The following is a 25,647-nucleotide window of genomic DNA, read 5'->3' as shown; positions in this document are numbered from 1 at the left end:
TGAGGCACACCCGCATCCCAGCACCACGTGAGCAGGAGTAGTGACATGACCGACCAGGGCACCATCTGGCTGACCCAGGAGGCCTACGACAAGCTGCGGGCCGAGCTCGACGACCTCAAGGGCCCCAAGCGGCAGGAGATCATCGAGAAGATCGCCGCCGCGCGCGACGAGGGCGACCTCAAGGAGAACAGCGGCTACCACGCGGCCAAGGACGACCAGGGCAAGCAGGAGGCCCGGATCCGGCAGCTCGAGGACATGCTGCGTCGCGCCGAGGTGGGCGAGACGCCGCCCGACGACGGCGTCGTCGAGCCCGGCATGGTCGTGACGGTCGACTTCGGCGGCGGCGACGAGGAGAAGTTCCTCCTCGGCGCCCGCGAGAACCTCTCCGACGGCGACACCCTCGACGTCTACTCGCCCGAGTCGGCGATGGGCGCCGCGATCAACGGCAAGTCCAAGGGCGACAAGGTCACCTACACCGCGCCCAACGGCAAGGAGCTGAGCGTCACGATCGTCGACGCGGAGCCCTACAAGGCCTGAGCGCTCTCGCGCGCGACCGCCGCCTCGGAGCGGTGAGTGAGACAGGTTCTGCGACCGCAGGACCTGCGCCACTCACCGCTCAGTCGTTGACCCGGTAGCCCCGCTCGCGCAGCCGCTCCATCAGGTGCTCGGCGTGCGCCTCGCCCCGGGTCTCGAGCTGGATGCGCACCTCGACCTCGTTGAGCGTCAGCGACGGCGAGATCCGCTCGTGGGCGACCTCGAGGACGTTGGCGCCCTCGGCGCCGATCTCCGACAGCAGCGACGCGAGCCCGCCGGGGAGGTCGGGGATGCACACGCGCAGGTAGAGGTAGCGCCCGGCGGCGGCGAGGCCGTGCCGGATGACCTTGCTCAGCAGGAGCGGGTCGATGTTGCCGCCGGACAGCACCGCGACGACCGGGGTCTCGAAGCCGGTGGGGTTGTCGAGCAGCGCCGCCACCGCAGCGGCGCCCGCGGGCTCCACGACCTGCTTGGCCCGCTCGATCAGCGCCAGCAGCGCCCGCGAGAGCGACTCCTCGGAGACGGTGATGATCTCGTCCACGTGGTCGCGCACCGCGGCGAAGGTGATGTCGCCCGGGCGCCCGACCGCGATGCCGTCGGCCATCGTGCTCATCGACTCCAGCGGCACGGGGTGCCCCGCCGCGAGCGACCCGGGGTACGCCGCCGCGCCCTCGGCCTGCACGCCCACCACGCGTACGTCGGGGCGCAGCGCCTTGATCGCGATCGCCACCCCGGCCAGCAGCCCGCCGCCGCCCGTCGGCACCAGCACCGTGCGTACGTCGGGCGACTGCTCGAGGACCTCGAGGCCCAGCGTCCCCTGGCCGGCCACGATGTCGACGTGGTCGAAGGGGTGGATCAGGACAGCACCGGTCTGCTCGGAGAACTCGCGCGCCGCGGCGAGCGAGTCCTCGAGGTAGCGACCGTGGAAGACGACGTCCGCGCCGTAGCCCCGGGTGGCCTTCTCCTTGGGGATCGGCGCCCCCTCTGGCATGAAGACGGTGGAGGAGATGCCGAGGGTCGCGGCGGCGAGGGCCACTCCCTGGGCGTGGTTGCCGGCCGAGGCCGCGACGACGCCCTTGGCCCGCTCCTCGGCGGAGAGCCGGGCGATGCGGACGTAGGCGCCGCGGGACTTGAAGGAGCCCGTGCGCTGGAGGTTCTCGCACTTCAGCGACACCGGGCCGCCCACCAGCGCGGAGAGCCAGCGCGACTCCTCCATGGGCGTGGTCACGGTGACGCCCTCGAGCATCTCGCGCGCGGCCAGGATGTCGGCCAGGGTGCATTCGTCGGTCATGACGGGTCCTTGTCGTCGTCGTCGGGCGCCTCGGGGCCGGCGAGGGGGCTGTCGTCGTCGGGCAGCAGGTCGGCCTCGGTCGGTGGCGGTCCGATGTCGAGGTCGAGGGCGTCGTCGTGGCCCTCCTCGCCGATGGAGGTGTAGGACGCGAGGTGCTGGGCGACCGCGTTGCCCGCGGCGGCGAGTGGTACGGCGATGAGCGCGCCCGCGATGCCGGCGACGAGGACGCCGCAGCCGATCGCGACGATCACGCCGAGCGGGTGGAGCGAGACGAAGCGGCCCATGAGGAACGGCTGGAGGACGTGGCCCTCGATCTGCTGCACGAGGATGACGCCGCCGAACATCAGCAGCGCTGTCCACGGCCCCTGGTCGACGAGCGCGACGAGGATCGCGACCGAACCCGCGATGGTCGCACCGATCATCGGCACGAAGGCGCCGAGGAAGACGAGCACGCCGATCGCGACGACGAACGGGACGTCGAGGAACCAGGCGACGGCCATGATGCCGACGGCGTCGGCAAGGGCGACGAGGACGGTGGCTCGGACGAACTGGGTCAGCGACACCCACGCCACGCGGCCCGAGGCGTCGGCCCGCTCGCGCGCGGCCCGAGGGGCGAGGCGCACCAGCCACGCCCAGATCCGCTCGCCGTCGGCGAGGAAGAAGTAGGTGGAGAACAGGACGATGAAGAAGCCGGCGACGACGTGGCCCACCGCCGTGCCGACCTCGGTCACCCGGGTGACCATGCCGTCGGTGCCGGTGCTGTCGGAGACGGCGCCCTGCACCTGCTCGAGGTAGGCGTCGAGCTGCGACTCGGAGACGTGGAGCGGCCCGTTGCGCAGCCAGTCGCGGATCTGCTCGAGACCGGTCACCACCGAGTCGGCGAGGTCGCTCGCCCCCTGCGCCACCTGCTGGCCCACGAAGGTGAGCAGCATCGCGACGGTGCCGATCCCGACGACCATCACCACGCCGGTCGACGGGCCGCGGGGCAGCCCGATGCGGCGCAGCGCGTGGACCATCGGGCTGGCGAGCGCGGCGATCAGCAGCGAGATGGCGATCGGGAGCGTGATCACGGCGAAGAAGCGCATCAGCCACAGCACGCCGAGGCCGGCCGCGGCGATCACGACCAGCCGCCACGACCACGCCGCGGCGAGGTCGAGCCCCCACGGCACCTGCGCCCGGGTGAAGTTGGAGGGTCCGGTGGGGACGACCGGCTCGGCGCGGCGCTCCGCGCGCATCTGCGCCCACTGCGCGACGAACCGCTCGGTCAGCCGGTCGTCGTCGTCACCGCGACCGAGCGCCTGGAAGAGACGCCGGCGCCCCGTCTCCTCGTCCGCGGCGACGGCCGAGGACCCGTCGGGCTCGTCGTGCCCGCGAGGGGGCTGCTCGCTCACGTGGTCACGCTACCGATCGTCGACGGGTCCAGGCGGCGTACGAGCCGGTGCGCCGTGACGGGGTGCTCGTCGGCGAGGAGGCCGGCGGCGGCCAGCACGTAGTCGCGGTCCACGACGACGGCGGGGTCGCGCGGCAGCTGCCAGCCGCCCTCGAAGGCGTCACCGGTCGCGGGGGCCAGCACCCGGCGTACGGCGTCGGGCCCGCCGTGGCGCAGCACGCCACCCGAGCCGACCAGCAGGTCGACCTCGCGGAGGTCCTTGCCGCTGCGCTCGACGACGCGCCCCTCGGGGCTCACGACGACCTTCGACCGGCCGGCGTGGCGCTCGAGCGCGAGGCGTACGGCGGCCGCCGCGATGGCGAGGTCGGCATCACGCTCGGCGGTCGGGTCGGAGCAGTCGTCGGGCAGGAGGTCCGGGTTGGTGCGGCGGCGTACGGCGGCGGCGTGCAGGTCGTGTCCTGGGCCCGTCGAAGGGTCGGAGCCCCATGCGGCCTCGACCGTGGAGATCGCCGACCAGCGCATGCCGAGGTCGCCCTCGACGGTGCGCGTGACGGGCGTGGTGGCGACGACCTCGCGGGCGAGCCCGCTGTCCTCCGGGTCGAGCTCGACGACGCTGTGCACGTCGGTGGTGGCGCCGCCGACGTCGACCACCACGACGTCGCCGGCCCCGGGGTGCTCGTCGTCGAGGCCGCGGGCGAGCAGCTCGACGCCGGTGAGCACCACGTCGGGGGTGGCGCCGCGCACCATCTCGGTGAAGCTGCGCCCGTCGGCGTCGGTGCGGCTGCTGAGGTGCTTGCCGCCGATGACGTGGCTGAGGAAGATCTCGCGGATCGCGCGGCGTGCGCTGTCGGGCGCCAGGACGCCGATCTTCGGCACCACGTTGTCGGCGAGGACGTACGGCGTGCGGGACGCCGCCAGGAGGTCGGCGACCAGCGGCTGCGACTCGACGTTGCCGGCCACGACGACGGGCCCGGGCCACGGCACCCGGGACAGGAAGGCGGCGTCCCCCTCGAGCACCTCGGCGTTGCCGCCGTCGGTGCCACCGACGAGCAGGACGACGTCGGGCTCGGCCTCGCGGAGCGCGATGAGCTTGTCGGAGTCGAGGCCCCCGTGCAGCACCAGCACGACCTTGCCGCCGCTCGAGAGCGCGACGCGGCGCCCGGCCTCGGCGGTCACCAGCTCCTCGTTGCCGACCACGGCGATCCGCAGGCCGCCGCCCGCGCTCGAGCAGGCGAGGACGTCGGCGCCGGCTGCGCGGGGGTCCTGCTCGACGAGTGCGGCCACGCAGGCGTCGTACCCGTCGAGCACGTCACCATGCCCGTCCGCGTCGGGCAGCGTCGTCGGGTGGCTGGCGGTGGCGAGGAGGTCGCCGGTCGCGAGGTCCACGAGCGCCGCCTTGGTGAACGTGGAGCCGAAGTCGACGCACACCACGCAGCCGGCCACGGTCCCGGTGCTCACACCACCACCGAGATGCCGGCGGCGACGATCACGACCAGCACCGCGGCCGCCATCAGGTGGACGGTGGTGCCGGCCGGCAGGTCACGGCCCGACCGGATCGCCCGGTCGGCCTGCCGGAAGCGCAGCCAGCCACCGCCCGCGGCGATCACTGCCGACGCCAGGAGGAGCAGGCCGAGCACCTTCTGCGTCACCGACGGCTCGAGCAGGTGGAAGACCGCCAGCGCCGCGGCGACCAGGCCGATCGCGGTGCGTTCGTAGGCGAGGAACGTGCGCTCGTTGGCGAGCGAGAACCGGATGTCCGGCACCTCGGGTGCGTCCACGCCTCAGCCCAGCGCCCGGTCGAGGTCGGCGACGAGGTCGTCGACGCTCTCGATGCCGACGCTGAGGCGGATCAGGTCGGCGGGGACCTCGAGGTCGGTGCCGGCGACGCTGGCGTGCGTCATCCGGCCGGGGTGCTCGATGAGCGACTCGACGCCGCCGAGCGACTCGCCGAGGGTGAAGACCTCGGCCCGCTCGCAGACCGCCAGCGCCTGCTGCTCGCCGCCCGCGACGCGGAAGGAGATCATCCCGCCGAAGCGCTTCATCTGCCGGGCCGCGACCTCGTGGCCGGGGTGGGCCGCGAGCCCGGGGTAGATCACCTCGGCGACCCGCGGGTCACCGTCGAGGAACGCCACGAGGCGCTCGGCGTTGTCGCAGTGGCGGTCCATGCGTACGCCCAGCGTCTTGAGGCCGCGGTGGGTGAGGAACGCGTCGAAGGGGCCGGCGACGGCACCCATGGCGTTCTGGTGGAAGCCGATCCTCTCGGCGAGGTCGAGGTCGCGCACGACGACCGCTCCCCCGACCACGTCGCTGTGCCCGCCGACGTACTTGGTCGTCGAGTGGACCACCACGTCCGCGCCGAGCGTGAGCGGCTGCTGGAGGTAGGGCGAGGCGAAGGTGTTGTCGACGACGAGCAGCGCGCCCGCGTCGTGCGCCACGGTCGCGAGGGCCTCGATGTCGCCGATGGTGAGCATCGGGTTGGTGGGCGTCTCGACCCAGACCAGCTTCGTACGGCCCGGCTCGATCGCCGCGCCCACGGCGTCGGTGTCGGCGACCGGGGCGGGGCTGTGGTCGAGGCCCCAGACCTTGGCGACCTTGTCGAACAGGCGGAAGGTGCCGCCGTAGGCGTCGTCGGGGATGACGACGTGGTCGCCCGGGCCGGTCAGGGCCCGGATGATCGTGTCCTCGGCGGCGAGGCCGGAGGCGAAGGCGAAGCCCCGCTCCCCCTCCTCCACCGCGGCCAGCGCACCCTCGAGGGCCGTACGGGTGGGGTTGGCCGAGCGGCTGTACTCGTAGCCGCCGCGCAGCCCGCCGACGCCGTCCTGCTTGTAGGTGCTGCTGGCGTAGATGGGCGGGTTGACCGCCCCGGTCATCGCGTCGGGCTCGTAGCCGGCGTGGATCGCACGCGTCTCGAACCCCGCCTTGTCGGCACGTTCCTGGGTCACACCGCGAGCGTAGACCCAGCCCGCGGCGCGCCTCGCAGGGAGGACAGCGGAACGGCCGCCACGTATGGGGCGTGACGGCCGTTCTTCCCTGGAGACCGGGGGATCAGTTGGGCGCGAAGATCGCGGTCAGGCTGCTGTCGGAGACTGACGCGCTCGCGGATCCGGCGAACACGTCGCACACCAGGTTCGCGGTGAAGAGCGAGCCCTTGGTGACGGCGAAGCCGCGCGAGGCTCCGATCACCTCGCTCTGGGCGATCGCCGCCCCAGGCATGTTCACGTACTGGTAGGAGTCACCATCCAGCACGGTCCCCGGCGTGACGGAGCAGCGGGCGACCACGTCGCTGGCCGCCGTTGCCCAGATGTATCCGCCGGACGACACGATCACGGTGCCGTTGGCGGGCGGCATGATGCTCACCGAGCGGACGACGGTGTCGGTGGTCGAGAGCGCGAGGGCCTGGTCACCGCCGGCGTGCGCCGCTACGGAGTTCACGAACGGCGCCAGCTTCGAGTCGACCTCGGTCTTGCTGTAGGTCTCGGCCTTGGAGTAGCCCGAGCCTGCCGTCTCGTAGCTGCCCTTGGGCTGGTACTTCGCGTCGCTCTGCTTCTTGGTGTAGTAGCGCTTGTCGGCGAGCGGCTTGAGGTTCTTCTTCCAGATCTTCTTCCAGTTGGTCGCCACCGCGCTGCTCACCTCGGCCCCAGCGGGCGTGACGGCCATGAGCCCGCCCCCGACCAGGACTCCGAGGAGGACGGCGACGAGGACCTGCCGCACCGATCGACGTGAAGACATGACGCGATTCCTTTCAGACGGGAAAGAGCTGTGACCGCTCACGGTGGCCCAGCGCTGACATCGGGTCATCGGTAGTAGTACGACGTCTAGTCCAGTTGAACGTGGAACCGCTTGCCCGACCGGGGAGAATGGGCGCATGTTCGGATTCGGCAAGCCCACGACCCTGCCCTCCGCCGACCAGGCGCTCCCGGGACGCTCGCAGCAGCCGTGGTCGCTGGGCCGTCACGTGGTGCTCGACGCGCCCGTCGTCACAGACGAGGTCCCCGAGGGCCACGAGGTCGCGATCCTCGGTCTCGGCTGCTTCTGGGGCGCGGAGGAGATCTACTGGCAGCTCCCCGGCGTCTGGTCGACCTCGGTCGGCTACGCCGGCGGCAGCACGCCCCACCCGACGTACGAGGAGGTCTGCAGCGGCCACACCGGCCACACCGAGGCCATCCGCGTCGTCTTCGACCCGTCCGTGGTGTCGTACGCCGACCTGCTCAAGAAGTTCTTCGAGATCCACGACCCCACGCAGGGGATGCGTCAGGGCAACGACGTCGGCACGCAGTACCGCTCGGCGATCTACTGGACCACCCCCGAGCAGGAGCAGACGGCCCGCGAGCTGACCAAGGTCTACGGCGACGAGCTCGCCCGCCGCGGGCTCGGCGAGATCACCACCGAGATCCGCCCCGCCAGCGAGACGCCGTACTACTACGCCGAGGACGCCCACCAGCAGTACCTGGCGAAGAACCCGTTCGGCTACCGGTGCCACGCCAACACTGGAGTGGCGTTCCCCGAGACCGCCTGAACCGGCGTCAGGCGCCCGCCCGGCCGCCCTGCTCCATCAGGCCCAGCACGGCGCGTGCCGCCGCGTCGGCCGCACCCACGTCGACGTGCTCCTGCTCGGACTGACCCGACCGCACGCGGACGACGTGCCCGCCCGAGCGCGCGGTGAGGCTCACGAAGCGCGGGCCGAGGAGGTCGAGCAGCTGGTCGAGGCGCGGCAGCCACACCACCTCGTGCTCCTCGATGGCGTCCAACGCCCACTCGGTCGTGCCGTTGAAGGCGAGGACACGACCGCCGGCGTGGTCGCGCACCTCGACGACCATGTCGCTGACGGTGAAGATCGTCTCGTCGAGCTCCCGGTCGGGGAGCCAGAAGCGGTCGCCGTTGCCGGGCGTCCACGCCACTCCGGCGTGGTGCAGGCGCAGGGCGAGGTCGAGGGAGATCACCCGCACAGTGTCGCGCGGCCCCGGTGACACGAGGCGGGTGTCGAATCGGAGGGCCCTCGTCCGTCACAGTGGTGACAGGCCGCACGGGGCGGCCCCGACGGAGGAGCTCTCATGACCCAGTACGCCATCTACTTCCACCAGCAGTGGGTCGGGGACCACGACGAGGCGTGGTTCCAGAGCCGGGTCGAGCCGTCCACGGCGGTGGTCCGCGACATGGAGGAGGCCGGGGTCCTCGTCTTCGCCGGCGGGCTCGTGGAGGACATGGAGCAGGCGTTCAGCGCCGACGGGACCAGCGGGACGATGGTGGTCACCGACGGCCCGTACACCGAGACGACGGAGTACCTCGGCGGGATCACGATCATCGAGGTCCCCGACATCGAGACCGCCAAGATGTGGGCCGCCCGGGTGGCCGAGGGCTGCGGCTGGCCGCAGGAGGTCCGGGTCGTCACGTGAGGACCCGACGCCGCCTGGTTGGCGGCGCCGGGTCTCGACACACCTCGCTGGTTCCTCGCTCGGCTACTGCGCGACCCACTCGGTGAAGCTGCGCGGCTCGCCGAGCCAGTCGCGGCGGGTGTTGCTGCCGTCGGGGCGGGAGCCGGCGACGCGGACCGCGACGCGGACCTCGTCGGGCGAGCCCAGGGTCTCGCGAGAGATCCGCATCCGGACGTGCTCGGCGTCGTAGTCGATCCGCATCGCGTACGACCCCTCGGCCGGCTCTCCCCAGGTCTTGTTGGAGAAGCCGTCGACCTCGAGCAGCTGGTAGTCGGTGCCGACGAAGTAGCCGCCGGCGAAGACGTACTCCGGGCCCGGGTCGGCCGGGTCGGTGTCGAGGTAGACCGCGCCCGACGACCCGGACCGGAAGGACCGGCGCAGGTCGGTGTGGGTCGTGGTCACGACGATGTTGCGGGTCTTGTGCTCGACCTGCACCGACCTGAGGTCGGCGCCGTGGGCGAGGTCCTTCGGGTCCTTGACGCCGATGCTGTCGGCGCTGGCCGGCGAGAGCTGGGTCAGGGCGAGGGTGGCGGCGACCGACAGGGTCGCGGCGCCCAGGAGGGTGCTGCGCATGGTGCTGTTCCGTTCTCGTACGTGCATCCCGCGGGCCGGGGTGCATGGTGAGGACGCGGCCGCGCCGCCGGAGGTTGCATCCGATCTCACCTGCGTCTGACATGATCCGCCTTGCGCAGCAGGACCCGTCCGACCGAGGAGTCGCGTGCCCGCCCCATCGCAGTACCGACACACCGTCGCCGCCTGGCTGGTCCACGCCTACACGGCCTCCGGGGTCGTCCTGGCGTTCCTCATGTTCGTCGCCGTCATGGAGGGCGACACCGTCCGTGCCCTGTGGCTGTTCCTCATCTCGATGGTCGTCGACGGCACCGACGGGATGTTGGCGCGGTGGGTCCAGGTCAAGCGGTACGCCCCGTCGTTCGACGGCGCGCTCCTGGACAACATCGTCGACTACATCACCTACGCCTTCATGCCGATGCTCCTGCTGTGGAGCGCCGGCTACCTCGGCGAGGGGACCTCGGCGACCGTGCTGGCGGTGATCCCCCTGATCGCCTCGGCCTACCAGTTCTGCCGGGTCGACGCCAAGACCGACGACCACCTGTTCCTCGGCTTCCCGAGCTACTGGAACATCGCAGCGTTCTACGTCGTGGTGCTCGACCTGTCGACCACCGCCGTCGCCGTCGTGCTGCTGGTGTGCGCGGTCCTCGTGTTCGTGCCGGTCGGCTACGTCTACCCGTCCCGCACGACCACCCTGCAGACGACCACGCTCGCGCTGACCTGCCTCTGGCTGGCCGCCTACGCCGTGCTCCTCCTGCAGCTCCCCGACCCCAGCCCCGTGTGGCTGGCGATCTCGGTGGCCTACGTCGTCTACTACGTCGCGCTCAGCCTCTACCTGACGACCCGTCGCAGCCGTACGGTCCCCGCGGTCGCCTGACTAGCGGCCCACCTGCATCCGTACGTCGACCACGTCGCCGAGCTCGACACCTTCAGCCCGGCGTACGGCGACCTTCAGCGGCAGGAACCACGTGTCCTCGCGGGGGAACATCGCCGTGGTGAACCCGGTGCCCCCGATCCACGCGCGCACCGGCACGACGCCCCAGTAGACGACGTCGGCCTTGACCTCGTCGACGAGGTCGGCGGCGTCGGGCGGGAGCGGGACGAAGACGTACGGAGCGGGACCGCGCCACTCGACGACCTGCCCGCTGAACTCGATCTCCGGACCGGTGTCCATGGCTCCACCCAACCAAATGCCGAAGGCGGGCGGGAGTCCGAGAACTCCCGCCCGCCGCTCGTCGCGCCCCTGTTGCGCGACGGCCCTCCCCTGGAGAGGGTCTTGGTCAGCCCCGGGACCTACCCGAGGGCTGCGACCGCGGCCACGACGTCGACGAGGCCGTGGCCCTTGTCGTACGACGTGGTGCCGACCGCGCCGGGCTCGTAGCCGGCGCCGTCGGTGAACTTGTGGGCCGAGACCTTCAGCGCCCGCTCGATGTCTGCGGGGGTGGCGTCGGGGTCGGCCTGGAACAGCTGCGCGACGATACCGGCGACGTGCGGGGCCGCCATCGAGGTGCCGCTGATCGTGTTGAAGGTGCCGATGTCGAGCGCGCCGGGACCGTTGCGGAAGTCCAGCCCGGTGGAGCAGATCGCCAGGTAGAGGCGGCACGACGACGTGATGTTCTCGCCGGGGGCAGAGAGGTCAGGCCACGTCGAGGGGTCGGTGGCGAGGCCGCGCGAGCTGTAGTCGGAGACCACGCCGTCGCGGGTGCCGGTGTCCTGGTCGTAGTAGGACGCGACCGAGAGGATGCCGCCGGTCGGGTCCTGGCCGGGCGGGTTGGTCAGGCTGGTCGAGCCGTCGCCGCCGTCGTTGCCGGCCGCCCAGACGTTGACGACGCCCTCCGCCGCGAGCGCGCGCTGGAGCTTGACCGTGGCCGACTCCGGGTCGAACTCGCCGCCCCCGGACGGGCCGTAGGAGTTGTTCGTGACCTTGATCGGCGGGCACGTCGAGGCGGGCACGCCGGCCCCGCACGGGGCCTCGTGGTTCTCGAGCACCCAGTTGAGCGCCGAGTCGGCACCGAGGATCACGATGCCGGCACCGGTCGAGATCGACACCAGCTTGGCGCCCGGGGCTGCACCCTGGAGCTCGCCGCCGTCGCTCAGCGTGGTCGGACGGCCGGCGACGATGCCGCTGACGTGCGTGCCGTGGCCGCCCACGGAGAGCGTGTCGGTGTCGACGAAGGCGGGCACCCGCTGGACCGAGCAGGTCTCGGTCAGCGGCTCGCACACGGCCTTGAGGTTGGCGACGACGGCGCTCGACCCGTCGGCCTCGGCGAAGTAGGGGTGGGTCGGGTCGACGCCGGAGTCGATGACCGCGACGCTGACGCCCGTGCCAGTGAGGGGCGAGCCGTCGGCACCGGTGAGCGTCGTGGCCGCCTCCGCGCCGCGGGTCGCGGTGTTGGAGGTCTCCTGGAAGAAGTCGATCGGCTGTGCGCCGCCCTCGACGTAGGTCACGCCGGGCGCGCTGCGTACGGCCTGGATCTGGCTCTTCGACGCGTTGGCGACCACGACGCCGATGGCCTCGAACTCGCCGGTCTTCTCCATGCCGGTCGCCGAGACCGCCTGCCGGGCCGCGGTGATCGACGTGCCGTGGACCATCACGGTCGTCCTGCCCGTCAGGCCGGTGAGCTGGCCGGCGAGGAAGTCGGAGACGTTGGCCTGCTGCGTCGACGGCTCGGCGGCGGCGGTGCCGCCGACGGCGAAGGTGGCCGAGGCAGCGAGCACGCTCGCCGCACAGGCGAGCAGTGGCGTGAGACGCGCATTGGGGCGCACGTGTTCCTCCCGAGGGGTTGATGTCATCGCCCCCTCAACGACCGACCGTGCGCCAGGTCACGCTGGTCGCCACGACGGGTCGTCGCCACCCGGCGGGTCCGCATTGTGCGGGTAGGGACAATGGGCACCATGACCGAGCTCCCCCGCAAGGCCGCCGCCCGTACGGCCCGCCTCGCCGCCCTCCCACTCGGGTACGCCGGGCGCCAGGCGATGGGCCTGGGCAAGCGGCTCGGCGGCCGCCCGGCCGACGCGGTGCTCACCGAGGTGCAGCAGCGCACGGCCGAGCAGCTCTTCCGCACGCTGGGCGAGCTCAAGGGCGGGGCGATGAAGTTCGGCCAGGCCCTGAGCGTGCTCGAGTCGGCTCTGCCCGAGGACGTCGCAGCGCCCTACCGCGAGCACCTCACGGCGCTGCAGGACTCCGCTCCCCCGATGCCGACCTCGACCGTGCGCGAGCAGCTGACGACCCACCTCGGCGCCGACTGGCCGGAGCGGCTGGTGTGGCTCGACGGTGCCCCGACGGCCGCTGCCTCGATCGGGCAGGTCCACCGCGGCCGGTGGCGCGACCACGTCGGCGACGGCGCCGAGCGCGACGTCGCGGTCAAGGTGCAGTACCCCGGTGCCGGCGAGGCGCTGATGTCCGACCTGCGCCAGATCGCCCGCGTCGCGCGCGGCGTCGCGCCGGTCTTCCCGGGCATCGACATCAAGCCGCTCGTGGCCGAGCTCCAGGACCGGGCCGCCGACGAGCTCGACTACCACCTCGAGGCCGAGGCGCAGGCGGCGTACGCCGAGGCCTTCGCCGACCACCCCCACATCGTGGTGCCGGCCGTGGTCGCGGTGGGGGGCGAGGTGCTGGTGACCGAGTGGATGGACTCGGCCCACTCGCTGGCCCACGTCATCCGCGAGGGCACGCAGGAGGAGCGCGACCACTACGGCGAGCTGTTCGTGCGCTTCCTGTTCGAGGGCCCCCGGCTCACCGGGATGCTCCACGCCGACCCGCACCCGGGCAACTTCCGCGTCCTCCCCGCGCCCGACGGCGGCCTCGGCCGGCTCGGGGTGCTCGACTTCGGGGCCGTCGCGCGGCTGTCGCAGGGGCAGCTCCCAGAGGCGATGGGGCGGCTGATCCGCATCGCCCTCGAGTCCGACGAGGAGTCGCTCGTCGCCGGGCTGCGCGAGGAGGGCTTCATCAAGGACCGGATCGAGGTCGACCCCGCGATGGTGCTGACCTACCTCGCCCCGTTCGTCGAGCCGGCCGCGCAGGAGCGCTTCGCCTTCACCCGGGAGTGGATGCGCGAGCAGTTCGAGCGCATCAACGACCCGCGCGCCGAGTCGTTCACGCTGGCCACCAAGCTCAACCTCCCGACGTCCTACCTGCTCATCCACCGCACCTGGCTCGGCGCCCTCGGCCTGCTGAGCCAGCTCGGCGCCAGCGCCCCGTTCCGCGAGATCCTCGAGGAGTCGCTGCCGGGGTTCGCCGACGAGTGACAGCATGACGCGATGAGCACGACCTCCGCAGCCGCCGCCCTGGCCCGCTGGCACGCCGTCGTCGAGAGCCGCGACCCGGCTGGCCTGCCCGGCCTGATCGCGGAGGACGCGGTCTTCCGCAGCCCCGCCGTGCACACGCCGCAGGTCGGCCGCGACACGGTCGTCGGCTACCTCACGGCCGCGTTCACGGTTCTCGGGCCCGCCCTGGCGTACGAGCGCGAGTGGCTCGGTGAGGACTCTGCGGTGCTGCAGTTCCGCACCGAGGTCGGCGGCCTCGAGGTCTCCGGCATCGACATGATCACGTGGGACAGCGACGGCCAGATCGTCGACTTCACGGTCATGGTGCGCCCCGCCAAGGCGCTCCAGGCCGTCATCGAGCACATGGGCGCCGAGCTGCTGCGGATGCTCGAAGCGGCCGACAGGCCACCGGCCTGACTGTCCGACCGGGGATGTCGGTGGCCCGCGCCCGTTGGCGCGCCAACTGGTGAGTTGGCGGACCACCCCAGGAAGCCGACCGGCCGGAGCCGGCTCCTACACCCAGAACCCCCGGCCGCCGCCGTAGAAGTCCCCGAAGTGCTCGCGGTAGGACGAGGCGGGACCCCTTGATCCGAGGTAGGACCCGACGACCGCGGCACCGAGGTCGTCGAGCTCGGGGCTGACCATCCGGCCGTCGACCCGCCGGGCCATCGAGTCGATGAAGCGCGCCAGGCCGGGGTCCTCACCGAGGCGGAAGAACGTCGTCTGCGCCCCGAGCCGGGCCGCCGCGTCGAGCTCGCGCACGGAGTGGGCGATCGTCAGCGGGTGCGGCGGGTAGGAGAACCAGACCTCGCCGTCGGCCTCGAGGTGAGCGGTCGGCTCACCGTCGGTGACGACGAGCAGCACGGGCTGCGCGTTGGGGTGCTTGCGGAAGAACCGGTTGGCGAGCAGCAGCCCGTGGTGGAGGTTGGTGCCCTTGTCCCAGCGGGCGTCCAGCGCGGTGAGCTCCTCGATCTCCATCACCTGCGCGTGCCGGCCGAAGGCGATCAGCTGGAGTTCGTCGCCGCGGAAGCGCGAGCGCACCAGCTGGTGCAGCGCGAGCGCGGTGCGCTTCATCGGCACCCAGCGCCCGTCCATCGCCATCGAGAACGACGTGTCGACCAGCAGGGCCACGGCCGCCTGGGTGCGCGCCTCGGTCTCGGTGACCTCGATGTCGTCGACCCGGATCCGTAGTCTCGACACGCCGGCTCGGCCCTCGCCGGCCACTCGACCACCGAGAGCTTGCGGGTCCCGCAGGACCGCGTTGGTGATGGTGCGCGGCACGTCCCACGGCTCGGTGTCGCCGAACTCCCAGCGCCGGCTGGACCCGGTCGGCTCCCCGGCCAGCCCCGTCGTACGCGTCTCCCGCGCGCCGCTGCGCCCGCTCATCCGGTCCGCGACGTCGCGCAGCAGCGCCTTGCCGAGCTGGCGCATCGCCTTGGGCGAGAGCCGCAGCTCGCCGTCCGAGCCGCGCTTGAGGTAGCCGCTGTCGCGCAGCGCCCGCTCGAGCTCCTGGAGGGTCTTCGCCGCCACCGCCGCGTCGGGGCCGAGCTGCCTGGCCAGCGCGTCGAGGTCGACGTCGTCCATCCGGGCGCCGTGGTGGGACTGGGCGAGCTGGTCGGCCAGGGCGTCCAGCTGCGCGAGGTCCTGCAGGGCCCCGGTGCCGTCGCCGAGCCCCATACCCTGGTCTCCCTCGAAGCCCTCCGAGCCCGACCAGTCCTCGCCGGGACGCAGCGCCTGCAGGTTGGCGTCCATCCGGGCGAGCTGCTCCATCAGCGCCGGCGAGCCGAACGCCTGCTGCGACAGCTCCATCAGCTCCTGGCGCTGCTCCGGCGTCATCGAGTTGAGCATCCGCTGGGCCGCGGCGGCGCGCTGGGCGAGGGAGTCGAGCAGGTCGTCCATGTCCTGCGGGGTCCGGCCGTCCGAGTCGGCGAAGTAGTCGCCGTGCTTGTCCATGAAGTCGCGGAACTCCTCGTCCGTGACTCCTCCGGCGGCGTGCTTCTCGAGCAGGTCGTTGAGGTCGGAGAGCATCTCCTGCACGGCCTGCCGGTCCTCGTCGGTGGCGCCCTCGAGCGCCTGCTTCATCCCGGCGAAGCGCTGGTCGAGCAGCTCGCGGCCGAGGAGGTCCTTGATCTGCTCGTAGGCCTCGCGCGCCTCGCTCGACTGCCAGTCGTACGACGCCAGCTCGGCCACCGCTGCCGGGGTGGAGGTCGGCAGGTCGTCGAGCACGAGCTCGCAGAAGGCGCGGTCGGAGTCGTCCATGGTGATGTCGCGGGCCAGCTGTCCGCGCTCGGCCAGCACCGCCCGGTCGAGGAGCTCGCGCACCTCGCGCATCGTGCCGTCGAGGTTGTTGCGCTGGAGGATCTCGCGACGCCGCTCGGCGACCCGGCGGGCCAGCTCGTCGAGCCCGGCCTGGTCGGTGCCCCCGCGGCGCAGGAACTCCCGCATCGCGCGCTCGGGCGAGTAGCCCGCCATCACGTCCTGCCCGATCGCGTCGAGCGCCTCGGCGAGGTCGACCGGCGGCGCGAGCGGGTCGCCGCCGTCGTACTTGCGGAAGCGGCTCACCGTGCACCACCCAGCGGCTTGCGGAGCCAGATGTCGTCGGGCCACTCCCGGTCGGTGACCCGCTCGACCTCCCGGAACCCGCGCGAGACGTAGAAGTCGTAGGCCCGGACGTTGCCGTCGACGACCTCGAGCCACAGCTCGTCGCCCTCGGTCATGGACTCGACCTCCGCCAGCAGCCGGCTGCCGATGCCGAGGCCGTGGTGGTCGGGGTGGACGTAGAGCTTCCACATCACCTCGCGGTCGCCGGTGACGTGGGGGAAGTCGCGGTGCGAGGCGGAGAGCCGTCCGAAGCTGCTCATGGCCACGACCTGCCCGTCGCGCTCGGCCACGAGCATCCTCACCCGCGGCAGCGTGTCGGCGAAGCGCTCGGCCGTCCACCACTCGTCGAGCATCCGCTGGGCGTACGCCGCGTCGATGGGGCCGTAGGTCGGCGGCACGACCGCCTCGCCGAGGGCCCGGAGGGCCGGGATGTCGTCGACGGTGGCCGGCCGGAGGGTGACCTCGGCGCACTGCTGCGCCCGCACGTCGACCGCCGAGGGGGACTCAGCCATAGAAGGTCTCGCCGCCGTCGGTGTCCTTGCCGATCTTGCGCGCGAGGTAGAGGCCCTCCAGCGCCAGCTCGATCGCGGCGGCGCGCTCGCCGTCGTTGCTGGCGCCGAGTCGCTCGCACACCTCGTCGTAGAGGTCGGACTCCCCCAGCACCGGCAGCCCGGCGAGGAAGTCGCGGGCACCGACGCGCGCGCCGGTGCCGACCATGGCGCCCTCCTCGATGGCCTCGACGAGCAGCCGCAGGTCGATGCCGGCGAGGTGGGCGCGCACCGTCTCGGCGACGGCCGTGCGCAGCAGGTGGGTGAGGATCTCGCTCTCGCGTCCCTCCTCGCCGGTCTCGAACTCGATCTTGCCGCCGAGCACGTCGACCGCGGTCTCGAGGTCGACGACGCGGGCCACCGCCTCGTCCTCTCCCTGGGTGGTCGCCCGGTGCAGCGCGGCGGCCGCGATGGTCTCCGCGCCGGCGATGGCGAAGCGGGCGCTCACGCCGGAGCGCTGGTCGACGGACTGGGAGTCGCGCAGGTTGCGGGTGAAGCGGGCGAGCACCTCGAGCAGGTAGGCCGGCACCTCGGCCACGAGGTCGGACTCCTGCTCGATGACGGCGATCTCCTCCTCCACCTCGCGGGGGTAGTGGGTGCGGATCTCGGCGCCGAAGCGGTCCTTGAGCGGGGTGATGATGCGCCCGCGGTTGGTGTAGTCCTCCGGGTTGGCGCTGGCCACGACGAGCACGTCGAGCGGCAGCCTCAGGACGTAGCCGCGGATCTGGATGTCACGCTCCTCCATCACGTTGAGCATCGCGACCTGGATCCGCTCGGCGAGGTCGGGCAGCTCGTTGATCGCCACGATGCCGCGGTGGCTGCGCGGGATCAGCCCGAAGTGGATGGTCTCCGGGTCGCCGAGGTGGCGTCCCTCCGCGACCTTCATCGGGTCGACGTCGCCGATCAGGTCGGCGACCGACGTGTCCGGGGTCGCGAGCTTCTCGGCGTACCTCTCGTCGCGGTGGACCCACGAGATGCGCAGGTCGTCGCCGTAGGTCGCGGCCGCCTGCTTGGACGTCACGGTGATCGGCTCGTAGGGGTGCTCGCCGAGCTCGGAGCCGGAGATCACCGGGGTCCACTCGTCGAGCAGGCCGACGAGGGATCGCAGCAGCCGGGTCTTGCCCTGGCCGCGCTCGCCCAGCAGCACGATGTCGTGGCCCGCGAGCAGCGCCCGCTCGACCTGCGGGATGACGCTGTCGGCGAAGCCGTGCAGCCCCGGCCACGGGTCGACGCCGGCCGCGAGCCGCTCGAGCAGGTTGTCGCGGAGCTCCTGCCGCAGCGACTTCAGCTGGTGCCCGCTCTCGCGGAGCTGGCCGAGGGTGCTGGCTGCGGGGTGCTGGGTCTGCTGGTCGTCCACGTGGGTCACGCCCTCCACGCTAGACCCGCCGGTCAACGTGGAGTGCGCTCGAAGTCCGCACACCGGGGGCGACGAGCGACTCCCGTCCCTGTGTCGTCGGGACCTTCGGCCCTGCTCGGCGCGACGGGGCGCGGGTGACGCTGGGAGTCCAGCACAAGGAGGCGCACCATGCACACCACCCACGACCTCTCCCGCGATGACTGCGCGCGCCTGCTCTCGGCCGGAGTCGCGGGCCGGGTCGCCGTCGGCACCCCCAACGGGCCCCACATCATCCCGGTCAACTACGCCGTCGACGGCGAGTCGGTGCTCATCCGCACCACCGCCTACAGCCTGCTCGGCACCTACGGCCGCGACGCACAGCTGTGCTTCGAGGTCGACCAGTTCGACTACGAGCTCAAGCGCGGCTGGAGCGTCGTCGTACGCGGTCGCGGGGCGTTCGTCCACGACCAGGACGAGCTCGCCGAGATCGCCCGCTCCTGGCAACCCCGGCCGTGGGCGACCGGTCAGCGCAACCTCATCGTCCGCATCCCGTGGACCGAGGTCAGCGGCCGGCAGCTCGGCGGCGGCTGGGACCCATGGGAGCACCTGCCGGTCCGACGGCTCGCCTGACGGGGTCCGCCTGCGCCTCGGGAGATGATGGGGGCGTGACGCCCACCTCCTCGCCCACCCCAGCTCCCTCCCCCGACCTCGGCGCCGACGCCCGCTCGCTGCTCGAGGCCGTCACGGCCATCTCCAGCGACCTCGACCTCACCAGCGTGCTGACCCGCATCGTCGAGGCGGCCACGGCGCTGACGAACGCCCGCTACGGGGCCCTCGGGGTGCTGGGCAACGACGGCGAGCTGGTCGAGTTCGTCACGACCGGCCTCGACGAGCGCACCCGTGCGCTCATCGGCGACCTCCCCCGCGGCCGCGGCATCCTCGGCGTGATCATCGAGGACCCGTCGGGGCTGCGCCTGGCCGACCTGAGCGCCCATCCCTCCTCGGTGGGCTTCCCACCCAACCACCCGCCGATGACGTCCTTCCTCGGGATGCCGGTGCGGATCCGCGGCACCGTCTTCGGCAACCTCTACCTCACCGAGAAGGCCGACGGCGGCCCGTTCACCGAGGACGACGAGAGCCTGGTCGAGGAGCTCGCCCGCACGGCCGGCTACGTCATCAGCAACGCGCGGTCCTTCGCGCTGAGCGAGCGGCGACGCCAGTGGCTGGAGGCCTCGGCAGAGCTCGCCGAGCTGCTCCAGCCGCCCGTCGACCTCGAGGACGTGCTGCCGCAGATCGTGTCCGCAGCCCGGCAGGTGTCGCGGGCGAGCGCCGTCGCGCTCTGGTCGTCGGTGGGGCCGGACCACGACACCGTCAGCACCGCGCCGGACGTCGACCCCGACTGGGTGACCGACGTGCTCGCCGAGGCCCGCGGCACGGTCGAGCCGGGCACCAGCGCCTCGGTGGTCACCACCTCCGCCGACGGCGTACCCCTCGTCGTGGTGCCTCTGCGCTCGCACCTCGCCCCGGTCACCGCGCTCGTCGCTGTCTCCCACCCGGGCGCCGAGCTGCTCGACGTGCAGGACCGCGACCTGTTCGCCGGGTTCGCCGACCAGGTGGCCCTGTCCCTCGACCGGACCCAGGCCCTGGCCGACCGCCAGGAGCTGGCGCTGATCTCCGACCGCGAGCGCATCGCCCGCGACCTGCACGACATCGTCATCCAGCGGCTCTTCGCCACCGGTCTCCAGCTGCAGGGTGTCGCGGCGATGGCCGGCAACGCCGCCGTCACCGAGCGCCTCGACAAGTCCGTGGCCGAGCTCGACGACACCATCAAGGCGATCCGCGGCACGATCTTCGAGCTCCAGGACCGCCGCGGCGACTCGTTGCGCGGGGCCGTGCGCAGCCTGGTCAAGGAGTACGTCCCGGTGCTGGGGTTCACTCCCGTCGTCCGCACCTCCGGTCCGGTCGACACCGCCGTCCCCCCGGCCCTGGGGTCCCAGCTGCTCGCGGTGCTGCGCGAGGCCGTCTCCAACGTCGCGCGGCACGCGCTCGCCGACAGCGCCGAGGTCGACCTGGTCGTCACGGGCGACCTCCTGGAGCTGCGGGTCGCCGACGACGGCGTGGGCCTGCCGGCCGAGGTCTCCGAGAGCGGCCTGCGCAACGCTCGGCGCCGCGCCGACGACCTCGGCGGGACGCTCACGGTCTCGGCCGTGGGCGAGCGGGGCACCGTGCTGGTGTGGCGCGTCCCGCTGCGCTGACCGGCACCCGCAAGTCCCCCGAGCACGCCAGAGGACCCGGCGCCGGGGGACGGCGCCGGGTCCGGTGAGGGACTGGTGTCACCTCAGGACGGGGTACTTCTGCACCACGTCCGTGCGGTTCCACCAGCGACCCAGCCCCCACGTGGTGCCGGCCGCGCCGAGGGCGAGGACGGCCATCACGATCACGCCGACGAGGTGGTCGTCGACGACCGGGTTGTTCTCCAGCGGGAGCACGGCGGCGTACATGAAGGCGTACATGAGCGCGCCTGCCGCGGTGCCGATCCGCATCCCGACCCCGAGCAGCAGGGTCACGCCGATGCCGAGCAGGCCGATCATGAACAGCCAGTCGACCCAGGCCTGGCCGGCGAGGCCGGTGAAGAAGCCGTGGAAGGGGTTGTCGGCGGGGACACCGAAGGTCAGGAAGCCCTCGGTGGGGCTGCCGCCGTTGATCCACGCCGCGTCTCCGAACCGGTCCAGGTTGCCTTCCTGGTCGTAGCCGGTGTGGAAGCCGAGGGCGAAGGTCTTGTCGAGGAAGGCCCACAGGAAGGTGATTCCGAAGGCGATCCGCAGGGTGGCCAGGGCCTTGTCGAACAAGGTGCCGTGGTCGTGGCTCTCGATGGCCGGGGCGCCGGCCTGTTCGACGACAGGTGCGGTGGCCTCGTGGCGGTGGCGATGGATGACGCTCATCGTCATCCCCTCCTTCAGTGGTGTGGGTTTCCGGGTCACCACCAGACTCCCGTGACGCGGGGGCGCGCAGCAGGGCCGCCGGTCACCGGTTCCGCGGGACCTTGGTCCCGACCGCCGCGGGCCCTCAGCGCCTCAGCGCGGGGCGTCGCCGAGGAGCTTGGAGGCGAGCACCGCCGCCTGCGTGCGCCGCTCGAGGCCGAGCTTGGCCAGGATGCTGGAGACGTAGTTCTTCACCGTCTTCTCGGCGAGGAACATCTGCTCGGCGATCTGCCGGTTGGTGAGCCCCTCGGCGATGTGTCCCAGCAGCACCCGCTCCTGGTCCGTCAGCGACGCCAGCTCGTCGGGCGTGCCCGGGCCGTTGCGGATCCGCTCGAGCACGGTGGCGGTCATCGCGGGGTCGATGAGCGACTTGCCGGCCGCGACGTGGCGCACGGCGGTGACGAGGTCGGAGCTGCGGATCTCCTTGAGCACGTAGCCGGCCGCGCCCGCCATGATCGCGGCGAACAGCGCCTCGTCGTCGTCGTACGACGTGAGGATCAGGGCGTTGATGGAGGGGTCGACCGCGCGCACCGTGCGGCACACCTCGATGCCGGAGCCGTCGGGGAGCCGCGCGTCGAGCACGGCGACGTCGGGCCGCATCGCCGGGATGCGGGCCGCGGCCTCGGCCGCGGTGGCGGACTCGCCGACGACGACGATGTCGTCCTGCTGCTCGAGCAGGAACCTCAGTCCCTGACGGACGACGTCGTGGTCGTCGAGGAGGTAGACGCGGATCGGGTCGGCCATGGGGGACATTCCACCACGGTCGTGGGCCGGCGCGGGTGACCGAGCTTGGCGAAAACGCTCACGAGTGCCGGTTCGCCTGCCTACGATCGAACGTGCGCGTCCGACGACGCCCCGAGGGCCGCCGGTGCCGCACGGGTCGGTCGGCGGGACCGCCCCGTCCCGGAGGAGTCCCCGTGAAGCACGCCCGCGCCCTGACGTCCGCCCGCACGGCCGTCGTACGACTCGTCTGCGCCGTCGGCACGGCCGCGGGCCTGGCCCTGGTCCCCGTCCCTCCGACCGTCGCGGCACCCGCCGTCGCCGCGGCCGCCACCGCGGGGTCCGTGCGGCCCGTCCCGGAGGTGCCCGTCCAGCCGTGCAGCAGGTACGCCGCTCCGACGGGCAGCGACGCCAACCCGGGCACGAAGGCCGCACCGGTCAAGAACATCAGTGCCCTGACCCAGAAGCTCGCCGCAGGCCAGACCGGCTGCATCGCGGACGGCAGCACGATCACGATGGACGGCCCCGAGTGGTCGTGGAGCCATCTCTACGGAGGCAGCCCGGGTGCGCCGAAGATCGTGCGCCCGGAGACACCCGGCAGCCGCGCGACGCTCGTGACGACCACCCAGTTCCACATCGGTCCGGCGCAGAGCGACCTCATCCTGCAGGACCTCGACCTGGTCAAGACCGGCACGACGGCGGGCAGCGCCATGGCCGTCGACGGGGACCGCGTCGTCCTCGACGGGATCGACCTCACCTACGCCGAGAACATCTGCCTCGACGTCGGCGGTGACGCGCGTGCCACGCCGCCGCAGTGGGACCGCACGGCCGAGGACTTCGTGCTCATCGACAGCCGCGTGCACGACTGCGGCGCCGACCACGTCAACGACCCCGCCGACCCGGGCGGGTCGCACGGCGTCTACCTCCAGCTGACCCGCGACGGCGCCGACGCCGACCCGTGGGGCGCGATCATCCACAACTCGCTCTTCGACTTCAACAAGGACCGCGCGATCCAGCTCTACCCCGACGCCGACGACGTGCTCGTCGACCGGGTGGTGATGTACGGCAACGGGTCCAACCTCAACATCGGCAGCGACACCAGCGGCCCGGACGACCCGACCGCGGTGCGGTCGGACCGCGCCCGGATCCGGGGCTCGATCATCGCCAACTCGCGCCTCGACGCCTACGCCCCCCACAACAACCCCAACTCCACCGCGACGGCCGACGTCCTGGGCAACTTCGCGTACGGCGTGGGCGCCGGGGCGGACAACCTGGTCCTCGACTCCTGCCTCTACAACGAGACGCGCAACGACCACCTCTTCGAGGTGACCGGCAACGACCGCTCCGCGCTCGACCTGTCCGGTGTGACGCTGAACCAGCCGGCCACGTTCGTGGACGTCGCTGCCCGGGACTTCCGGCTCGCGCCCGGAAGCGCGTGCGCGGGGATGGGCCTCGCGGACGCCTCGCGACTCCCCGGCGGCCTCGCGGCGGACCCCGACCCGGGCACCGAGCCGGGCGCGATGGCGCTGGTCGGCGCGGTCACGGACAACTACAAGACGTGGAAGGACGGAGCCAGCCGTCCCAACGTCGGCACGGAGTCGCGCACCTCGCTGCTGGTCGAGGGCATCCGGCACGGCGGAGCGACGTACGTGGTCCCGACCGCGCAGCTCGCGACGCTGGGATCGGGCAACGGAGCGCCGCAGGCACTGGCCGCCGGCATCCCGCTCGCCACCGGCCCGGACGCACCGGTCTCGGCCTACCTGCGGTTCGCACAACCCGCGAACGCCGGCACCGACACCGCCTACTACCGCGTCTTCTCCGGCGGCACGTTCGGCCTGTACTCCGCGGTCGACCGCGCGACGTTCCAGCAGACCCCGCTCGCGTTCACGCTCACCCTCCGGAGCACGACGGGCTCGGTCCTGGAGTCCCTGCCGCTGACCTACCGGCACGACGCCCAGGTGGCGGCCCTGCCCGAGAAGTCGCTGGAGCACGGCGGCCCCAACGGCAGGTGGCACACCGGCGACGGCGCGCCGACCCCGCTCAACTGGCCTGCCGGCCTCGCCGCCTCGACCGTGCCGGGCGGCCCCCACCAGCCCACGATCCAGGTGAAGGCGTCCACGCCGGAGCAGATCCACCTCACCCCCGTCGACATCAGCGGCCTCCCGGTCCCGCGCTACCGCGACTGGGACGGCAACCTCCTGCAGCTCGGCGTGCACAAGGGGGCGACCCAGCTCGGCGTGACGTCCGGCACGGGCACGAGCCGTACGTTCACCGTCGACCAGCCGGCCGGTGCGTACGTCTTCCGGGTGACCGGCCACTGCGACGGCTACTGCGACGTCGACTACGTCGACGTCCCGTTGGAGCGGACGTTCACGATCGAGGCAGGCGCGGGTCGCGCCCCCTCGACGCCGGACACCCCGACCGCGGTCGCGGGGGACGGCTCGGCGACCGTGTCGTGGCCCGCTGTCGCCGACCCCGGGTCCGGCACCGGGCTCGGCTACACGGTCGTCGCCTCGCGCGTCGGCGACCCGACCGCCCAGGCCCACACCTGCCAGACGACCGGCCTCACGTGCACCGTCACCGGCCTGACCAACCTGTCCGACGGCGACGAGCCCTACGTCTTCCGGGTGCGGGCCGCCACCTCGGTCGGCACGTCGGGCGCCAGCGCGCCCAGCAACCCGGTGCGCCCACGCGCGGCGCAGGCACCGGTGCACCGCCCCGACCTGTCCGTCCTCTCGCCCTCCGGGCCCGTGGGCGCGGGCGTGGTCAACGCCACCGGTGCGGGCCAGGTCCTCGACGTCACCGTGCCGGCCGGGACGAGCACGACGATCGGGTTGGTGCTCACCAACGCCGGGGACACGGTCGACACCTACGGACTCGCCGAGGCCCGCGGCGACCAGTACGCCGCCTTCGGTCGTACGTGGACGCGGGCCGGCACCGACATCACGGGCGAGGTGTCGCCGGAGGTGGGTTGGCACCAGGTCGTCGGTGTGGCGCCCGGCGACTCCCGGCCGCTGGAGCTGCGGGTGGACGTGCCCGCCGCGGCCGCCGCGGGCACGACCGCGACCTACGCCCTGCACGCCTACCACTCCCCGGCGTCTGCCGGCATCAAGGACGTGGCGGTCGTGCGGGTGACCGCTGGCGCGCCGGTCCCTCAGGTCGTCGCACCCGTCGTGCCGCCTGTCGTCGCGCCCGACCCGGCCGTCCTCCCGAGCCCGGGCCCGGTCGCGTTCGACCGGCTGCGCTACACCGGCGTGCTGGAGGTGGGCCGCAAGCTGGTGGCGCGCGTACGGGTGGAGCCGGCAGCGGGCACGCGCGTGACCTGTCGCTGGCTGCGCGGAAGCCGGGTGATCAAGGGCGCCACCGGTCGCACGTACGTGCTGCGCCGCGCCGACCGCGGCGCACGGATCGCCCTGCGCGTGGTCGCCCGGGCGCCCGGGCACACCACGACGACCCGGACCTACCGGCGACCGGGCCGGGTGCGCTGAGCGAGCTCGAGGTACATCACGTGCAGTCCGACGCGGCCCCGGCTCGGGGTCTCGAAGGCGCGGGGCACGGTGCCGAGGACCTCGAAGCCGAGGTCCTGCCACAGGCGCACGGCGGCGGTGTTGGTCTCGACCACGGCGTTGAACTGGATCCCGGCGAAGCCCTGCTCGCGGTGCCATGCGACCACGTGCTCGCCGAGGAGCCGGCCGACGCCGCGGCCGCGGGCGGCCGCGTCGACCATGAAGGAGGCGGTGCCGACGTGGGCGCCGCGACCGGGCCGGTTGGGGCCCATCTTCGCGGAGCCCAGGATCCGGCCGCCCTCGCCGTCCTCCGCTGCCACCACGACATGGCTGCCGTCGAACCACCAGCCGCGGGCCGTCTCCGACGTGGCGCCCAGCGGGTAGGCGTACGTCTCGCCCGCCTCGACGATCTCGCTCCAGAACGGCCAGATCGCGGGCCAGTCGTCCTCGGTCGCGGTCCTGATGATCACGG

General features: G+C 72.6%; 25 protein-coding genes. 9 read left to right on the top strand and 16 right to left on the bottom strand.

The genetic code is table 11. From position 1 onward, the window contains the following. The first annotated feature begins 45 nt into the window (after positions 1 to 45). Positions 46 to 537 carry a transcription elongation factor GreA gene (greA, locus tag IEZ24_RS01415; protein ID WP_129455928.1) on the top strand — a complete coding sequence of 164 codons (492 nt, stop codon included), beginning with the start codon at positions 46 to 48 and terminating at the stop codon, positions 535 to 537. 79 nt (positions 538 to 616) lie between these two features. On the opposite strand, the gene ilvA is transcribed toward greA, so the two are convergent. The 6 genes from ilvA to IEZ24_RS01385 all read right to left on the bottom strand — a co-directional run bounded on the left by ilvA (position 617) and on the right by IEZ24_RS01385 (position 6,944). Next, positions 617 to 1,825, bottom strand: coding sequence for a threonine ammonia-lyase (gene ilvA / locus IEZ24_RS01410; protein WP_129455927.1), 1,209 nt, complete (start codon positions 1,823 to 1,825; stop codon positions 617 to 619). Beyond that, positions 1,822 to 3,216 carry an AI-2E family transporter gene (locus IEZ24_RS01405; protein WP_242498542.1) on the bottom strand — a complete coding sequence of 465 codons (1,395 nt, stop codon included), beginning with the start codon at positions 3,214 to 3,216 and terminating at the stop codon, positions 1,822 to 1,824. The genes ilvA and IEZ24_RS01405 overlap by 4 nt, the downstream gene beginning before the upstream one ends. Next, the gene (locus tag IEZ24_RS01400) at positions 3,213 to 4,673 is read right to left on the bottom strand and encodes a glutamate mutase L (protein WP_242498541.1); all 1,461 of its coding nucleotides are present in this window, start codon (positions 4,671 to 4,673) and stop codon (positions 3,213 to 3,215) included. Before IEZ24_RS01400 ends, IEZ24_RS01405 begins: the two co-directional genes overlap by 4 nt. Next, on the bottom strand, positions 4,670 to 4,993 hold the full coding sequence (locus IEZ24_RS01395; RefSeq protein WP_129455926.1) for a YidH family protein: 324 nt from the start codon (positions 4,991 to 4,993) through the stop codon (positions 4,670 to 4,672). The genes IEZ24_RS01400 and IEZ24_RS01395 overlap by 4 nt, the downstream gene beginning before the upstream one ends. Before the next feature lie 3 nt (positions 4,994 to 4,996). Further along, on the bottom strand, positions 4,997 to 6,157 hold the full coding sequence (locus tag IEZ24_RS01390) for a cystathionine gamma-synthase (RefSeq protein WP_129455925.1): 1,161 nt from the start codon (positions 6,155 to 6,157) through the stop codon (positions 4,997 to 4,999). 103 nt (positions 6,158 to 6,260) lie between these two features. Then, positions 6,261 to 6,944, bottom strand: coding sequence for a hypothetical protein (locus IEZ24_RS01385; protein ID WP_129455924.1), 684 nt, complete (start codon positions 6,942 to 6,944; stop codon positions 6,261 to 6,263). A gap of 136 nt (positions 6,945 to 7,080) precedes the next feature. On the opposite strand from IEZ24_RS01385, the gene msrA reads away from it, so the two are divergent. Then, positions 7,081 to 7,731: a peptide-methionine (S)-S-oxide reductase MsrA gene (msrA, locus tag IEZ24_RS01380; protein WP_129455923.1), complete on the top strand. Its 651-nt coding sequence runs from the start codon at positions 7,081 to 7,083 to the stop codon at positions 7,729 to 7,731. A 7-nt stretch (positions 7,732 to 7,738) separates the two neighbouring features. Here the strand turns inward: msrA and IEZ24_RS01375 are convergent, their stop codons facing one another. After that, positions 7,739 to 8,155, bottom strand: a complete 417-nt coding sequence (locus IEZ24_RS01375; RefSeq protein WP_129455922.1) for a pilus assembly protein CpaE — start codon at positions 8,153 to 8,155, stop codon at positions 7,739 to 7,741. A 111-nt stretch (positions 8,156 to 8,266) separates the two neighbouring features. Here IEZ24_RS01375 and IEZ24_RS01370 point away from each other — a divergent pair, with 111 nt between their 5' ends. Beyond that, positions 8,267 to 8,608, top strand: a complete 342-nt coding sequence (locus IEZ24_RS01370) for a YciI family protein (protein ID WP_129455921.1) — start codon at positions 8,267 to 8,269, stop codon at positions 8,606 to 8,608. Between the two features lie 63 nt (positions 8,609 to 8,671). Here the strand turns inward: IEZ24_RS01370 and IEZ24_RS01365 are convergent, their stop codons facing one another. Continuing rightward, entirely contained in the window at positions 8,672 to 9,220 is a 549-nt protein-coding gene (locus IEZ24_RS01365) for a hypothetical protein (RefSeq protein ID WP_129455920.1), read from the bottom strand. Between the two features lie 145 nt (positions 9,221 to 9,365). Between IEZ24_RS01365 and IEZ24_RS01360 the strand changes: the two genes are divergently transcribed. After that, entirely contained in the window at positions 9,366 to 10,094 is a 729-nt protein-coding gene (locus tag IEZ24_RS01360) for a CDP-alcohol phosphatidyltransferase family protein (RefSeq protein WP_242498540.1), read from the top strand. Here the strand turns inward: IEZ24_RS01360 and IEZ24_RS01355 are convergent, their stop codons facing one another. Continuing rightward, complete coding sequence (locus tag IEZ24_RS01355) at positions 10,095 to 10,391, bottom strand: DUF1905 domain-containing protein (RefSeq protein ID WP_129455919.1); 297 nt, start codon at positions 10,389 to 10,391, stop codon at positions 10,095 to 10,097. A gap of 119 nt (positions 10,392 to 10,510) precedes the next feature. Beyond that, positions 10,511 to 11,983: a S8 family serine peptidase gene (locus tag IEZ24_RS01350; protein WP_242498539.1), complete on the bottom strand. Its 1,473-nt coding sequence runs from the start codon at positions 11,981 to 11,983 to the stop codon at positions 10,511 to 10,513. A gap of 129 nt (positions 11,984 to 12,112) precedes the next feature. On the opposite strand from IEZ24_RS01350, the gene IEZ24_RS01345 reads away from it, so the two are divergent. Both IEZ24_RS01345 and IEZ24_RS01340 read left to right on the top strand, forming a co-directional pair. Then, on the top strand, positions 12,113 to 13,465 hold the full coding sequence (locus IEZ24_RS01345) for an ABC1 kinase family protein (RefSeq protein ID WP_129455917.1): 1,353 nt from the start codon (positions 12,113 to 12,115) through the stop codon (positions 13,463 to 13,465). A gap of 12 nt (positions 13,466 to 13,477) precedes the next feature. Then, entirely contained in the window at positions 13,478 to 13,900 is a 423-nt protein-coding gene (locus IEZ24_RS01340) for a nuclear transport factor 2 family protein (RefSeq protein WP_129455916.1), read from the top strand. 96 nt (positions 13,901 to 13,996) lie between these two features. Here IEZ24_RS01340 and IEZ24_RS01335 read toward each other — a convergent pair whose 3' ends face one another. The 3 genes from IEZ24_RS01335 to IEZ24_RS01325 are packed head-to-tail and all read right to left on the bottom strand — an operon-like array spanning position 13,997 to position 17,998. Continuing rightward, on the bottom strand, positions 13,997 to 16,045 hold the full coding sequence (locus IEZ24_RS01335; RefSeq protein WP_129455915.1) for a VWA domain-containing protein: 2,049 nt from the start codon (positions 16,043 to 16,045) through the stop codon (positions 13,997 to 13,999). Beyond that, entirely contained in the window at positions 16,042 to 16,596 is a 555-nt protein-coding gene (locus IEZ24_RS01330; RefSeq protein ID WP_129455914.1) for a GNAT family N-acetyltransferase, read from the bottom strand. Before IEZ24_RS01330 ends, IEZ24_RS01335 begins: the two co-directional genes overlap by 4 nt. Then, positions 16,589 to 17,998 carry a sigma 54-interacting transcriptional regulator gene (locus IEZ24_RS01325; protein ID WP_242498538.1) on the bottom strand — a complete coding sequence of 470 codons (1,410 nt, stop codon included), beginning with the start codon at positions 17,996 to 17,998 and terminating at the stop codon, positions 16,589 to 16,591. Before IEZ24_RS01325 ends, IEZ24_RS01330 begins: the two co-directional genes overlap by 8 nt. A gap of 159 nt (positions 17,999 to 18,157) precedes the next feature. Between IEZ24_RS01325 and IEZ24_RS01320 the strand changes: the two genes are divergently transcribed. Together IEZ24_RS01320 and IEZ24_RS01315 are read left to right on the top strand one after the other, a co-directional pair. Continuing rightward, complete coding sequence (locus IEZ24_RS01320) at positions 18,158 to 18,598, top strand: pyridoxamine 5'-phosphate oxidase family protein (protein WP_129455913.1); 441 nt, start codon at positions 18,158 to 18,160, stop codon at positions 18,596 to 18,598. A gap of 35 nt (positions 18,599 to 18,633) precedes the next feature. Further along, a complete protein-coding gene (locus IEZ24_RS01315) occupies positions 18,634 to 20,223 on the top strand; it encodes a GAF domain-containing sensor histidine kinase (RefSeq protein WP_165356128.1) in 1,590 nt (529 codons plus the stop codon). Between the two features lie 78 nt (positions 20,224 to 20,301). Here the strand turns inward: IEZ24_RS01315 and IEZ24_RS01310 are convergent, their stop codons facing one another. After that, on the bottom strand, positions 20,302 to 20,910 hold the full coding sequence (locus IEZ24_RS01310) for a hypothetical protein (RefSeq protein WP_224744651.1): 609 nt from the start codon (positions 20,908 to 20,910) through the stop codon (positions 20,302 to 20,304). 132 nt (positions 20,911 to 21,042) lie between these two features. Beyond that, positions 21,043 to 21,693: a response regulator gene (locus IEZ24_RS01305; RefSeq protein WP_129456298.1), complete on the bottom strand. Its 651-nt coding sequence runs from the start codon at positions 21,691 to 21,693 to the stop codon at positions 21,043 to 21,045. Between the two features lie 173 nt (positions 21,694 to 21,866). Here IEZ24_RS01305 and IEZ24_RS22190 point away from each other — a divergent pair, with 173 nt between their 5' ends. Continuing rightward, complete coding sequence (locus IEZ24_RS22190) at positions 21,867 to 25,157, top strand: fibronectin type III domain-containing protein (RefSeq protein ID WP_129456299.1); 3,291 nt, start codon at positions 21,867 to 21,869, stop codon at positions 25,155 to 25,157. On the opposite strand, the gene IEZ24_RS01295 is transcribed toward IEZ24_RS22190, so the two are convergent. Next, a complete protein-coding gene (locus IEZ24_RS01295) occupies positions 25,130 to 25,645 on the bottom strand; it encodes a GNAT family N-acetyltransferase (protein WP_129456300.1) in 516 nt (171 codons plus the stop codon). The two genes, IEZ24_RS22190 and IEZ24_RS01295, sit on opposite strands and share 28 nt — an antisense overlap. Positions 25,646 to 25,647 lie beyond the last annotated feature (2 nt).

This window comes from Nocardioides ganghwensis (assembly GCF_014779655.1).
GTDB classification, from domain to species: domain Bacteria; phylum Actinomycetota; class Actinomycetes; order Propionibacteriales; family Nocardioidaceae; genus Nocardioides; species Nocardioides ganghwensis.
Note: the sequence above shows the minus strand (reverse complement) of the source record. Positions and strands in the feature narration are given on the sequence as shown.

Coding starts and splice junctions, on each gene's coding strand:
- greA (WP_129455928.1), top strand. CDS start 46: ATGACCGACCAGGGCACCATCTGGCTGACCCAGGAGGCCTACGACAAG.
- ilvA (WP_129455927.1), bottom strand. CDS start 1,825: ATGACCGACGAATGCACCCTGGCCGACATCCTGGCCGCGCGCGAGATG.
- IEZ24_RS01385 (WP_129455924.1), bottom strand. CDS start 6,944: ATGTCTTCACGTCGATCGGTGCGGCAGGTCCTCGTCGCCGTCCTCCTC.
- msrA (WP_129455923.1), top strand. CDS start 7,081: ATGTTCGGATTCGGCAAGCCCACGACCCTGCCCTCCGCCGACCAGGCG.
- IEZ24_RS01370 (WP_129455921.1), top strand. CDS start 8,267: ATGACCCAGTACGCCATCTACTTCCACCAGCAGTGGGTCGGGGACCAC.
- IEZ24_RS01365 (WP_129455920.1), bottom strand. CDS start 9,220: ATGCGCAGCACCCTCCTGGGCGCCGCGACCCTGTCGGTCGCCGCCACC.
- IEZ24_RS01355 (WP_129455919.1), bottom strand. CDS start 10,391: ATGGACACCGGTCCGGAGATCGAGTTCAGCGGGCAGGTCGTCGAGTGG.
- IEZ24_RS01345 (WP_129455917.1), top strand. CDS start 12,113: ATGACCGAGCTCCCCCGCAAGGCCGCCGCCCGTACGGCCCGCCTCGCC.
- IEZ24_RS01340 (WP_129455916.1), top strand. CDS start 13,478: ATGAGCACGACCTCCGCAGCCGCCGCCCTGGCCCGCTGGCACGCCGTC.
- IEZ24_RS01330 (WP_129455914.1), bottom strand. CDS start 16,596: ATGGCTGAGTCCCCCTCGGCGGTCGACGTGCGGGCGCAGCAGTGCGCC.
- IEZ24_RS01320 (WP_129455913.1), top strand. CDS start 18,158: ATGCACACCACCCACGACCTCTCCCGCGATGACTGCGCGCGCCTGCTC.
- IEZ24_RS01310 (WP_224744651.1), bottom strand. CDS start 20,910: ATGAGCGTCATCCATCGCCACCGCCACGAGGCCACCGCACCTGTCGTC.
- IEZ24_RS01305 (WP_129456298.1), bottom strand. CDS start 21,693: ATGGCCGACCCGATCCGCGTCTACCTCCTCGACGACCACGACGTCGTC.